Source organism: Photorhabdus sp. RM322S (assembly GCF_042879395.1).
Classification (GTDB): domain Bacteria; phylum Pseudomonadota; class Gammaproteobacteria; order Enterobacterales; family Enterobacteriaceae; genus Photorhabdus; species Photorhabdus khanii.
The window spans coordinates 1-12,779 of the sequence record NZ_JBHFKW010000033.1 but is presented as its reverse complement, the minus strand read 5'-3'; the positions used below and the strand labels follow the sequence as shown (position 1 = coordinate 12,779).

Sequence of the window (12,779 nt, the reverse complement as noted above, 5' to 3'; positions counted from 1 at the left end):
TTTTATGTTATTGATAATAAAGTATATTTTATGGATTCAATGTACGTCAGTATTGACTAATAAATTTAGAGTCAGCGGGACTCGTCGTTTCTGCTCATTAAGGCTTGTGTCAGACGTGTCAAGGGCGAGCAACAACGGATGAAGTAGTCAGTCTGGTCCGATCTGGCAGGGAGCAGTCACATTGATATCACATAATTATACAGGCCGACTTTTATTGAAGCTGATTGATGTTAAAGTATAAATATTTCTTATGCATTTTGTTCGGGTATTCAGGATGATTAAACCCGTATCAGATACCACTCCAGGTTATTTCTATGGTTATGGTTAGGCAAAATTGGTGATGCAACAGGTATGTTTTCTGAACGATGGATTTTGTAATAAGTGGCTGCATTTTGGCTGGATAAGCTGAAAGAACTTTATGACTTTCTTGGTGCCGGAATGGACATCATGGAGTCTGTTTCTTGTGCTCTGGTCATGGTGGATTTAGTTGATGGTCATTCGGTTCGGTGTGTGATTTTTTGCGCCAACCTCGGGGGAGATGCGGATGCCATCGGTGCCATGGCCGGGGCCATTTCTGGGAAGCGATCTTTATCTACCGTAGATAAGATGACAACAGTGGATTTATTGATGGTCTGTTGATGTGGATCCCAGTTCTGGATTATTTGCCTCTTTCTTTGTCAGTCTGATGGAAGTATGGCTTATATTTGGACAGTAAAAGGAGGAACTAATGGGGGATTTACTGCCGATTACCGTAATGGGCGCTGCCGCAGGAGATATTGTTCTTAGCTTACCAAGGCTTCCTCGCAGTGGTGAAGACCAGGAAGCCAAAGAGATTGATCAACAGGTCGGTGGTTCAGGTTTTAATGTTGCCCGGGCTTTGGTTCGCCTGCAAATTCCTGTAGTTAATGGTATACCCGTTGGTAACGGGTACTGGGGTAAGCGGATAACTAAAGAGATGCAGGCTCTTGGGCTTGAGGTCACATTAACCAACTCATCGCTTGATAATGGCTGGTGTCTGGCAATGGTTGAACCGGATGGTGAGCGAAGTTTTGTCTCTATTAGTGGTTGTGAAGTTGACTGGAGTTCGGCAATGCTCTCAGCTATTACTTTGCCGGAAAGGGGATATATCTACTCTAGTGGTTATGTCATGGCGAGTAAAACAACGGCGATTTTGTGTGACTGGTTATTGGCGTCACCACCTGGGCAGACATTATTGCTGGATTTTGGACCTCGTTTACCCAATATAGATCCCGCTTTCATTGATGCGTTGCCTGTTGGCCGAACCATTTTGACACTGAACCGTGATGAAATGACGATATTGTGTGGAGCAGGTGATCCTGTCGCTCAGGCCAGTAATTATTCCAGCAAAAGAAAAATCACTATTATCTGTCGGTTAGGTTTACAGGGTACATGGATATGTTTGCTTGATCGTGACCCAGAACATGTTGCTGCCTATAAAGTGAAAGTGGTGGATACCATCGGTGCTGGTGATGCTCATAGTAGTGGCATGCTTGCTGGTTTATCACAGGGAATGTCGCTGAAAGATGCGGTTGAACTTGGCAATCGCGTTGCTGCCATTGTTGTCAGTCGTTCTGGTGCTGCGGGTGCGCCAACCATAAAAGAACTAAAGGAATTTGTGTTTGAATAATTATCAATCAAATACAAGGGATTCAGGTTTCTAAGGTGTGATTAAAATGAATGCATTACATACAGGTTGGAAACGAAAAACGACTCTTTTTTTATTAGCTGAGACAATTTCTCTGCTGGGTTCTTCCATTGTCCAGTTCTCGATCGTCTGGTATATCACCTTAAATACTTCATCAGGAGAAATGCTAGCTATCGCGGTGCTCTGTGCATTTCTTCCACAGGTATTAATCTCTTTATTTGCCGGTGTTTGGGCTGATACTTACAACCGTAAGTTACTTTGTATTGCTTCTGATGCGCTGATTGCATTAGTGACTCTTGGTCTGGCGATCTCTTTTATGTTTGGGTTTAAGAGTATTGAGCTGCTATTTGTGGCACTGATTATCCGCTCGTTTGGTACTGGCATTCAGGCTCCGGCGGCTAGTGCTATCATTCCACAACTGGTCCCGAAAGAGAAACTGTTGCGGGTTAATGGTCTTAATACTTCTCTGAATTCACTGACGATGCTGGCTTCTCCAGCCATTAGTGGTTTTTTGTATTCTCAGACTTCGATTGAGAATATTCTTTTAGTGGATGTTGTTACTGCTGTTATTGGTATCAGTATTGTTGCATTTATTCCTATTGCCAAAATAGCTTCTGATTCCATACCGGATAATAAATTTCAGGCGATGCTAGCGGGTTTTCGCTATCTGCAAGAGAATAAGCTAATCAGAAATATTTTGATTTTCCTGATTTGTGTTTGCTTCCTGATTAGTCCGGCTGCTTTTTTGACACCTCTATTGGTTAACAGGACATTTGGTGAAGATTCATGGCTTTTAGCCGTTAACGAAATAACTTTTAGTGCCGGAGCATTGTTAGGTGGATTACTGATTTCTTTTTGGAGTGAATATAAAAATAAACTGCGTATAACAGGAATAGCTTGCACACTGTTTGGTGTATTTATGATTGCTCTTGGCAATGCATATTGGTTTCCGCTGTATCTGGCATTAAATATCTTGTTGGGTGCTATAACGCCTTGTTTTAACGCACCAATAATCTCTATTATACAGGAAAAAGTTGAACCAGAAATGATGGGGAGAGTATTTAGTTTAGTTCAAATTGCTATGTCCTGTTCTCTGCCATTAGGCATGGTGATATTTGGTCCAGTTGCTGATTATATTAATATTCAACTCCTTTTAATGATATCCGGTGTATTGATATTACTGACTGGCGGGATATTTTTTATGTTTAACGGAGAAGAGAGCAGAGAAAGTAGCAGAGCAGTTTAATAAAGCTGGTATTGCCAAAGACATCGCGTTCATGGTTTGCTTTGTGCAATACCGGTGCTTGTTTGAAGAGAAAAAAATGGAAAACACAGATAATCATTCACAGTTTATTATCTATCAAACCGAAGATAGGGAAACCCGATTGGACGTTCGTTTTCAGGATGAAACAGTTTGGCTGACACAAGCATTGATGGCGGAGTTGTTTCAGACCAGTAAGCATCTCAGTTGGTTATCGGGTACAGAGCCATATTGCAACACGTTTTCGCCAATGGGCAACCCTATAACTCGTCATTTGCGGAAGTTTGGATTGAGTGAATATTCATTTTTTATTTTTAGTTTTATTCTGGGTGAATATTGTCTGTTATGCGATAAGCACAGCGCCGTGAATCGGTGAGCATATACTCCACCCGTTCTACCTGAGCTTGAAGTATATCTTGAAATACGTTTAATTCAGCGCGGCAAAAACCTTGGCAGACAGTAGCGGCAGCGCAAATTGGGCAATGGTTTTCTATCAGCAAAATGGCGCCATCTTCTGTATGTGACCATTGAGCCATGTAACCTTCACGGCATCTTATGGCAACCAGACGTTCGACCCGTTCTTGCAGATTGGTTGTTCCATTCATTGCCTGCTTGTAATTGATACGGGTTTCCTGCTCGCGGGTATCGATCAACAAATCTATCGCTTTCTCACCTAATTGTTTACGAATAGTGTTTAGTAATTGTACTGTCAGTTCAGCATGAGCATCCGGGAAATGAGCATGACCTGCGGCTGTCAGATGCCAAAGTTGTATTGGACGACCAACGCCTCGTGCTTCCGCGACAGCTTCTACCAATCCTTCTTTAGCTAACTTCACAAACTGTTGCCGGGCGGCTTCTCCTGTTGTTCCCAGTATTTTTCCGGCGTCAGAAGCTTGCTGAGGGCCACGGGTTTTCAATAGCATCAGTAACTTCTCACCCACGGATTGTGTGGCAGTTGTGCTATTTTTAACGCTTTTCCTTGACATATTCCTTCACCTCGCCTTAATTTATTCCAAGCTAATTCTTGTTTAATTTAACGTAAGACTCATATTAACTCAATGCTAATTCAGGATAATGACTGTGATAACAACCGATGAAAGCCACTGGAGCGATTTGTTCTCCGGTAAAAATGCGGCCAGTGCTCTGGCTTTATCGCTGGGAGTTGCGTTACATGCGATTAATATCTTAATTGCTACCACTATCTTACCTTCGGTTGTGCAGGACATTGGCGGCTTGAACCTTTATGCCTGGAATACAACGCTGTTTGTGGTCGCTTCTATTATTGGTTCGGTACTGTCTGCACGTCTGCTTAGCTCACAGGGGGCACGTAATGCTTATCTGGTTGCAGCAATATTCTTCTTCTTTGGCAGTTTGTTGTGCGCGTCTACTCCAACGATGGAAATGATGCTTATCGGACGGACAGTTCAGGGTTTCGGTGGTGGGTTACTGTTTGCACTTTCCTATGCCATGATCAATCTGGTATTTGAACAGGCGCTTTGGCCACGGGCAATGGCACTGATATCCGGTATGTGGGGGATTGCGACGTTGGTTGGCCCTGCTGTGGGGGGGATTTTTGCTGAGATAAATGCATGGCGTTATGCCTTTGGTATCATGCTGCCAATAATGCTGTTGTATGCGGTTTTTACTTACTTAATTTTGCCAAAAGGCAAACCTCAGGATCAGAATAAAGCAGCGTTACCACTGGTGCAGTTAGTTTTATTAGCGGGAGCAGTATTGATAGTTTCTGCTGGCAGTGTATCTGACAACGTGGAGCTGAATTTTGCAGGGATTATGCTGGCATTAGTATTAATAATATTACTAGTTTGCTATGAACGTCGTGCAGTGATACGTCTGTTGCCTCATGGTGCATTACATTTGGGCTCACCTCATACTGTGTTGTTTGCTACTATTTCATTATTGGTGATCGGCATGACCAGTGAAGTGTTTATCCCGTATTTCCTGCAAATGTTGCATGGTCAGTCACCGCTGGTTTCCGGTTATATGGCTGCGGCAATGGCAGCAGGCTGGACAGTTGCGGAGATAATCAGTGCGGGTTGGCGTGGGGCGGGTATGCGCCGGGCAATTGTCAGTGGGCCGATATTGGCACTGATAGGTATGCTGATTCTGTCATCGATATTATCACAGCCCTCGGCTGGACATTGGCAAGTGATGATTCCCATTGTGATTGCATTGACTTTGGTGGGATTTGGTATTGGCTTTGGCTGGCCACATTTGCTAACTCGTATCTTACAGGTATCGTCGGATGCCGATAAAGATATCGTAGGTGCCTCAATTACAACGGTACAGTTATTTGCCACTGCTTTTGGATCAGCATTGGCGGGTATGGTAGTGAACCTTTCCGGATTGAATGAACCCGGAGGTGTGGCAGGTGCCGCTTCAGCCGCACACTGGTTGTTCCTGCTATTTGCTATCGCACCGTTATTGGCACTGTTTACTGCGTGGAGATCGGCGAAGATTAGGGCGGTGGTGTCGTAATCCTATTTATAGTGGTAACAGTAAAGTACCTGACGATTTAATAGCAGGTGAAATATCCAGAGGGTAGAGCATGATATAGGCGCTTGTTGATGACTCGTCGATATTTTCTTGTTTTTTCGACCCATGGTTTTTATATGTCAACATCATCGACATATCGCTAACGGCATACAACGAGAAAAAAGTTGTATGTGATTTGCAGAAGTAACTTGCTCTTCATTTTTTATGATGGTCGAGCTAATACTCTCCGGTTGCCATTATTATCAGGCATACTGATGATACCAGAGGTTTCCATTTGTTCAATAATACGCGCAGCCCTATTATAGCCGATTCGAAATTGGCGTTGGACTCCAGATATTGATACCCGTTGTTTTTCTACGACGAAAATGACAGCCTGATCAAACAATGGATCAAGCTCTTCATATTCAAACGTTAGTGTTTCATAATCATTTTCAGGAATAATTTCAATATATTGAGGTTGACCATATGCTTGCCAATATTGTATTACTGCGTACATTTCTTGTTCATGGACTAATGCACCGTGTAAACGAAGCGGTTCAACCAAGTTAGGAGCCATGTAAAGCATATCTCCTATGGGCAGTAATTCAGCGCCATTTTGGCCTGAGATAATACGTGAATCAGTTTTATCGAATACTGAAAAAGCAATTCTTGTAGGGATATTACTTTTAATCAGATTGGTAATGATATCAACTGAGATATATCGAGTAGCAAGTATTAGATGAATACCAGTAATGTGAGCTTGCTGAACAAGAGATATTAGTAATGTTTCTACCTCTTTACCTGCTTTAAGTATCAAATCGGAAAACTCATCAATTACAACAACAATATTGGGTAATTGCATCAACATGGTCATATTTTCCCCATCAGCAGGGCCCCAGAAAGGATTAGGGATAGGGTGTCTCAGATCTACTGCTTGCTGTACACGTCGGTTATATTCAACCAGACTACGAACGCCAAGTGCTGACAGTAGTTTATAACGCCGTTCCATCTCACTGATGCACCAATGTAGCGTATGAACAGTCCCTTCTGTATTGTGAATGATTCTTGTCAGTAAATGAGGTAGTTTTTTGTAAACAGAAAGTTCCAGCATGTTCGTATCAATCATGATAAAGCGAACGTCTACCGGTGTGGCTTTATATAGTATGCTAAGAATCATGGAGTGAATAAACGTAGACTTACCAGATCCTGTAATTCCCCCGATTAGCAAGTGCTGCATATTAGTCAAAGTTGTGATGATGGGTTTTCCAGAAATATCTTTGCCCAAAGCTATTGCTAGATGAGAATCAACTTCTCTAAACTGAGCGCAATCCAGAACTGTACGTAGGTAAACGGTATCACGACTATTTTTAAGTACATCCAGGCCGATATATGGTGTACCCGGTATGATTGGCACAACTTGTATAGAAGATGCAGAAAGAGAGCGTGTTATATCGTGAGATAAATTAGCAATCTGGGAAACTTTAATGCCGGATGCTGGAAGCAGATCAAAATGAATATACATTGGCCCTAGAGATATATGCTCCACATTGGCCGCAATGCCATAAGCAGCCAAGCATGATTCTATTGATTCAGCCATTTTAGCCAGTTCTAAACTGCCTGCCTGAGCTGCATTTATAGGAGGAGAGATTAATAAATCAAATGCTGGAAGACTATTTATCATAGTGTTAGACATAAATTCCTCGGCTTTGATATCTAGAAAGTTTTACTGTAATCCAGAGCGTGTTCAGAATTCTGTGTTATCTAAAAACCCCTTAGTATAGCTATTTCGTCAAGATGATCGAATCTGAATATTGGGTGATGGTTTATTGCCTTTAATTTTATGTATTTTTTCGTGATCTATTTTTTTAATTACATGTAAAACAGGGCAGTATGGGGTGCTATAAATTTGATGTGTCCAGCTTGATAGTATTGTTACCATAATATGATATTACAATTTGTTGCACTGAGTGCAAAATAGGTTCTTGGGCTTCACTCCAGTGCGGGCACGGTCTAGCGCCGTTTTCGTGGCGTGTGTTTTTCCTGCGTTAGGGGCATTTTACCCATTTTTTAAAGTTTGAATTTGGGCTGAACTTCATTCTTGGTGAGAGCAAGCCGGAGCTCTTTGAGTTGGCTTTCTAATGTAGCGACTAGGTAGCTACTGAACTTTTCTTTTGCTAAGGTGCGTTCAAATACATTGCTTGGTAAAAAGCGTTTCATTTCGTTCATGAACGCATTACTGGCAATCACATTTGGTAAGGATTGAATGCGTTGTTCTAGCAAGTTTGCAAAGTCAGCAAGTTTGTAATCAGCAACTTTTTGTCTAATTAAGTCAACATCTGGTTTTGCGCCTTGCTGTTGTAACCAAGCTAGATCCCAGATATCGCGGTGGCGGACGTACTTCTGTGTGGCAGGTAACGAAACCATCTTATCCGCCATCACTTCATCAAGGGTTTCTGTGTAGATTAAAGTGTCGTCATAACCATCGGGCAGAAAATCGTAATTGTTGCGCAGGGGCAGGGCATTTCTGGTATAGGCTGGGATATTAGCGATTTCAATTTTGATGCGTTGTTTGGGAACGTCCTTTCTATCTAACGTAGTTACGATGGCAATTTGCCATTTATCAATATTTAGTTCTGCATATTTAGGTTCTTGTTTGAGCGATTCAGGTTCTTTCACTGTCACTTCCAAGCTATATCGTGCACCGATGTAATCTTCAATACATTGCTTCATTGTAGCCAGTTGCTTTGAAGAAAAGTCTTTACCACCTGCAAAATCCAAGTCTTCACTAAAACGGTTACCACCATAGCATAATCGTAGAGAGGTACCCCCTTGGAAAACAAGATTATCGAGTAGTCCGGCCTGATCAAGACAAAACAGGATGTCATAGTGGAGCAGTTCTTTTTCGATGACTGGGCGCATATGTCCAACCTGGCTATTCTGCATGGCCCGCTCAACTAGCAGCTCAAAATCCTCGGGATTAATCTTCATATACGGTTTCCTCTTCAACTAAATGTGTGTTTCTACCCACGCGTTTTAGATCTCGATAAGCGGTTTGCTTATTAACTAAGCGAAGTGGCCTACCGACGTTTTGGATATGGTTAACAATGTCTGCTACTGATCGCTTGGTGTGGGTAAACTCAATGGTGCCGAAGGGGGTTTTGTATTCACCTTTGCGGCCAGTGGTCATGACCGTCAATCGGTCAATAGGGATCTGTGAGATAACACCATACTCGGATAGGGCAGATTCCAGGCTTACATAGTTGTATTCACCGCGCCGCATTGTTTTGGCAATCAGTTCCAAGGTATTGGAACCTTTGTGTCGTGACAAAGCAAACACGTAAACCCCTTTACTGGCTCGAGTTAGTACACATTGTTTAACGAGGCGATTCAATCCAGCCTGAAAGGCTCGCTTACTGTCTTCTGGAAACAACTTGGACAAATCTTTGTTGGTAAAGACGTAACGACCTTGTTGATCAAACTGGCTCAAGCGTTGAATAGCAGTGGTTTGGTTCATCGTATTAAGTAGACTCTAATGTCACTAATAAGTGATTCTTGTGTCTATATAATAGCATCATAATAAGTAGACGTGAAATACACATTAAAGTGTTCTATATGTCTACTTGTATGTGTGAAATCCTGTTTACCTACTGTACAGAGAGGAATTTAACTGTTGGTGAGGCGAAAGTGGAGGTGGGCTGTTCAGCGGCTGATGAAGCTGAATTTTGAGTAATGACTTATTTCTCTTGATTTTATTGGTTTTTATTTAATCTGTTTTTCGGTTAATTACACAGAATTACTTACAGGGTCTGTTTTTCCTGCCCTCAACTGTGGTTTTCTTGATTGCAGCCTGTTCGTTAAGTTTACGCTCCAGTCTGTCAAGATACATGTTAGCAAGTACCGGAGAGATAATACCGCCTTGGGGCGTCCTGGCTCTGGTGGTGTTGAAGGCCCCTTTTTCTATATATCCGGCCTTCAGCCATTTTCTGAGTATCTGCCTGTCTATCGGAATATTTTCAAGCAGCCAGTCATGACTGATATTGTCGAAACATCCTTTGATATCCCCTTCCAGTATCCACACTGGTGCTGTTTTTCGGCAGAGACAGTTAAATACCTGCTCCATCGTGTCAGCAGTGCTTCTTGCCGGGCGAAATCCGTAACTGTTGTGATCGGCAGTGGTTTCCGAGAAGGATCCAGAGCCAGCAGATAAAAAGCCTGCATGGCCCGATCCTGGGGTTTAGGGAGCAACGGAACAGTAAACGTTGTTAAGCAGTCATTTTAAATAGCCATTTAAATATAAATCAATATGTTAACTATCTTCATTGAATGCTCTCAATTCCCCTCTGCTGACAGCTTCCGGAACCGTAAAGGTGTAGCACCCCTGCATGTTAATATGCCCGCATAGCAATGGAGACAACCTCTTTACATCTTCGTCATGCACCGGATATCCTTCTCGCCTGAGTTGTTGCACTGCGGCATCCATGTAAATCGTATTCCACAGAACGATCATATTTAACACTAAACCTAATGAACCCAACTGATCTTCCTGGCCTTCGCGATATGCCTGTCTCGGTTCACCTCGTTTTCCATGAAACACATTTCTGGCTACCGCGTGTCGTCCTTCTCCACGATTAAGCTGTTTGTAAGGTTTTCATGATCGACAGGATGTTCAGACGTTCCAGTTTGAGTGAGGCTATCAGTCGCAGAATATCATCCCAGTGCGGTACGACTTTTTTCTCAAAATTCAGGCGATGTGAGGAGATGGCCGAGTTATAGCGGTGATAACGTTGGCAACCAATCGATCATACTGATTACTGAGCTCTGTTTCAATATCGGTTAGCCCGGTAAGTTCTTTTTTTACTATCAATTAGAGTGATAGACGAGCGTAACTGATGATTACTCAAAGCGATTCTGTGAGCGATGCACGTTCCGTTTTAACTACGGAGCACCCAGCTTGTCGGATTGGTTACCTAAACGGCAAGCTTATCTGCGCATTGCCATATATGTCCTTGGAGGGCAGCCTACCATATTTTTAAAAAAGGTGGCAAAAGCGCTATCGCTGGAAAAAGCCAGTTGGCTGGCGACGTCAGATTGAGCGTATCCCTCTGCTAATAGCTCAATTGCTTTGATTAGCCGCCATTGTTGCCGCCACTGTTGATAGTTCAGCCCAGTTTCACGCTGAAAAATGCGGCTAATGGTTTTTTCTGATGCGCCGATATAACTAGCCAGCTCGTACAGAGGCGGAACTGTGATCATATCGGCTAAATTTCTCAGGCGGCGGTCACTGGGCAGGGGCAACAGGGTTAATTCGCGTGGTGCCAGTTGTATCTCATCTAGGCATACCGCTAGAATATTAGCGGTCGCACCGTGCTGCCAGTTGGTATCGAACTCGGCGATGGCAATGCGTTCCAGCACTTCGCGTAGCAAAGGTGAAGCTGTCAGAACTTCTAAGCATTCAGGCAGACTAGGGTAATGGGAGCGATCGAGATACACCGATCGATAACCTGCCACACCGCTAACTTGCACCCGATGCTCTAGCTGTGGTGGAATCCAAGCGATACGACCCGGCGGGAGCATGCAGATGCTCTCATTGAGCGTAATTCGCATGCAACCTCGCTGACTAAACAGTAGTTGCCCCATCCTATGCCAGTGTGGACCAGAGTCATGCTGAGCCAATTCGGCTGCGATGCCCAATACGCTGTTGCCGAGCGAATCTGGATCAAAGGTATCCTGAGCGTTAAGCCATGTCATATACTGTGCTGTCCGATTATGTAAATTATTTGTCTTTTATATTGTAACAGACGATAGAGTGAAGATGATACCTTGATATCCCTAATTTTATCTTTAGACACAGGACTTGCTATGCAACGCAAACTTACCCTTACACTGGCAACATCTATGATGATGTTTCCCCAAGTGGTGGAAACGATCTACAGCCCAGCGCTTACTCATATTGCTGAAGGGTTTCATGTCAGCGCGGAAATGGCCGCGCAAACGTTGTCCTGTTATTTCTTTGCTTTTGCTCTCGGCGTTGTGGTATGGGGACGAATGTGTGATGTTATTGGACGGCGTCCTACTATCCTTGCCGGACTAGCGTTATATATGTTGGCATCGATCTTAGCTGTCTTCTGCGATAGTTTTACCATATTATTGGTGGCGAGGGTGTTGGCAGCCTTTGGTGCGGCGGTGGGATCAGTGGGTACTCAGACCGCCATTCGTGATCAGTTCAGTGACTACGAATTGGCGCGGGTGTTTTCGGTGATGGGGATAGCTATAGCGGTTAGTCCGGCGATTGGTGTACTGAGCGGTACGTTACTGACCCATTATTGGGGCTATCAGGGCGTCTTTAGCGGCCTGGCGATATTAGCGGCGGTGTTGTTGGCTTATGCTGCATGGCAACTGCCAGAAACGCGCCCACAAGAGGTCGTAAAAAGCTCCTTTTTCGGTACTTTGAGCCGTATGACTAAAGATGGTGACATTTGGCACAGTGCATTGTTGGTCGCTTTATTCAATATCTGTATGTTCAGTTATTACCAGTTAGCACCGTTCCGTTTTGAAGCACTGGGTCTTCCTGCGCAATGGTTTGGCTATACAGGACTGGTGTTGGCAGCCGGTGTGGGTCTTGGCGCAGCCATTAACAAGCTGTTGATCGCCAAGCACTGGTTATTTACTGCGTTGCTGATACTGGCGTGTGTTCTGCTGCTTTCTGGCGGTATCTTGGTGTTTTTGCTGGAAGAAACGGTATGGTTTGTCTTGCCAATGATGCTGGTTGTGATGGCATATGGTATTGCCATTCCCAATATTCTAGCGCGTGCCCTGCGGCATTATAAAGATTGTATGGGAACGGCGGGGGCGATCCTTGGTTTGATGTATTACCTGATGTTAGGGGGCGGCCTAGTTCTGGCAGGGTTGGCGCAACACCTTGGCATGGTACTGACAATCAGCAGCATTTGTGCACTGATGCTGGCAGGGAGTATCGTACGTAGCGAACGGAAACTCGCCTTGCCAGAAGGTGAAAACGAACGCTCCTGAGTATTTAAACGTTGGTCGGTGCTAAATGACCGGCCAACAACCGATGGAGCCTTGCGACTACGGAGTCATATTCCTCTGCCAGATACATATGTCCAACGTCAAAACTATGTTGTTGAAACTCTCCGCTTGCGATCTGGCGCTAATCAGCTAAATCTTGCTCATCAATCCAGTTATCACGGTTCCCCTGAAAAACAGCCAACGGTGCCTGATAGCTGGTGCTTTGTGGAAATAGCAATTGGGCTGAAAGTAACAAATCTGCGCGGATTATCGGTAGGTAAAAATCGAGTAATACACTCTCGTTACGCAGCGTGTCGCTTATACCTCCATTAA

The 12,779-nt window shown here is 43.8% G+C and carries 12 protein-coding genes and 2 pseudogenes; 6 read left to right on the top strand and 8 right to left on the bottom strand.

Annotation, left to right across the window (positions count from 1 at the left end):
* The first annotated feature begins 381 nt into the window (after window positions 1-381).
* The 4 genes from ACGF63_RS17570 (at window position 382) to ACGF63_RS17555 (ending at window position 3,303) form a co-directional block, all read left to right on the top strand.
* Window positions 382-639 carry an ADP-ribosylglycohydrolase family protein gene (locus tag ACGF63_RS17570; RefSeq protein WP_331251382.1) on the top strand — a complete coding sequence of 86 codons (258 nt, stop codon included), beginning with the start codon at window positions 382-384 and terminating at the stop codon, window positions 637-639.
* A gap of 88 nt (window positions 640-727) precedes the next feature.
* Entirely contained in the window at window positions 728-1,648 is a 921-nt protein-coding gene (locus ACGF63_RS17565; RefSeq protein WP_387632375.1) for a PfkB family carbohydrate kinase, read from the top strand.
* Window positions 1,649-1,694: 46 nt separating this feature from the next.
* Entirely contained in the window at window positions 1,695-2,912 is a 1,218-nt protein-coding gene (locus ACGF63_RS17560; protein ID WP_387632373.1) for an MFS transporter, read from the top strand.
* Window positions 2,913-2,988: 76 nt separating this feature from the next.
* Window positions 2,989-3,303 (top strand): hypothetical protein, encoded by a 315-nt coding sequence (locus ACGF63_RS17555; protein WP_387632370.1) that lies wholly within the window; start codon window positions 2,989-2,991, stop codon window positions 3,301-3,303.
* On the opposite strand, the gene ACGF63_RS17550 is transcribed toward ACGF63_RS17555, so the two are convergent.
* Window positions 3,248-3,913 carry a metalloregulator ArsR/SmtB family transcription factor gene (locus tag ACGF63_RS17550; protein WP_152964049.1) on the bottom strand — a complete coding sequence of 222 codons (666 nt, stop codon included), beginning with the start codon at window positions 3,911-3,913 and terminating at the stop codon, window positions 3,248-3,250. The two genes, ACGF63_RS17555 and ACGF63_RS17550, sit on opposite strands and share 56 nt — an antisense overlap.
* Window positions 3,914-4,007: 94 nt before the next feature.
* On the opposite strand from ACGF63_RS17550, the gene ACGF63_RS17545 reads away from it, so the two are divergent.
* On the top strand, window positions 4,008-5,423 hold the full coding sequence (locus ACGF63_RS17545; RefSeq protein WP_387632367.1) for an MFS transporter: 1,416 nt from the start codon (window positions 4,008-4,010) through the stop codon (window positions 5,421-5,423).
* A 220-nt stretch (window positions 5,424-5,643) separates the two neighbouring features.
* On the opposite strand, the gene ACGF63_RS17540 is transcribed toward ACGF63_RS17545, so the two are convergent.
* From ACGF63_RS17540 to ACGF63_RS17515, 6 genes and pseudogenes are all read right to left on the bottom strand, one after another.
* Window positions 5,644-7,113 carry a DNA translocase FtsK gene (locus ACGF63_RS17540; protein ID WP_051477319.1) on the bottom strand — a complete coding sequence of 490 codons (1,470 nt, stop codon included), beginning with the start codon at window positions 7,111-7,113 and terminating at the stop codon, window positions 5,644-5,646.
* Between the two features lie 374 nt (window positions 7,114-7,487).
* Window positions 7,488-8,408 (bottom strand): nucleotidyl transferase AbiEii/AbiGii toxin family protein, encoded by a 921-nt coding sequence (locus ACGF63_RS17535; RefSeq protein WP_152964047.1) that lies wholly within the window; start codon window positions 8,406-8,408, stop codon window positions 7,488-7,490.
* Window positions 8,398-8,934, bottom strand: coding sequence for a type IV toxin-antitoxin system AbiEi family antitoxin (gene abiEi, locus ACGF63_RS17530; protein ID WP_036845408.1), 537 nt, complete (start codon window positions 8,932-8,934; stop codon window positions 8,398-8,400). The genes ACGF63_RS17535 and abiEi overlap by 11 nt, the downstream gene beginning before the upstream one ends.
* A gap of 342 nt (window positions 8,935-9,276) precedes the next feature.
* Window positions 9,277-9,674, bottom strand: a pseudogene (locus tag ACGF63_RS17525) (reverse transcriptase/maturase family protein); the annotation flags it as partial.
* Between the two features lie 55 nt (window positions 9,675-9,729).
* Window positions 9,730-10,186: pseudogene (locus ACGF63_RS17520) on the bottom strand (hypothetical protein); the annotation flags it as partial.
* 214 nt (window positions 10,187-10,400) lie between these two features.
* Entirely contained in the window at window positions 10,401-11,168 is a 768-nt protein-coding gene (locus ACGF63_RS17515; protein ID WP_036845420.1) for a helix-turn-helix domain-containing protein, read from the bottom strand.
* A gap of 111 nt (window positions 11,169-11,279) precedes the next feature.
* Between ACGF63_RS17515 and ACGF63_RS17510 the strand changes: the two genes are divergently transcribed.
* A complete protein-coding gene (locus ACGF63_RS17510) occupies window positions 11,280-12,449 on the top strand; it encodes an MFS transporter (protein ID WP_387632362.1) in 1,170 nt (389 codons plus the stop codon).
* A gap of 139 nt (window positions 12,450-12,588) precedes the next feature.
* Here the strand turns inward: ACGF63_RS17510 and ACGF63_RS17505 are convergent.
* On the bottom strand, window positions 12,589-12,779 hold a 191-nt coding region (locus tag ACGF63_RS17505; protein ID WP_387632360.1), incomplete at its 5' end, for a hypothetical protein.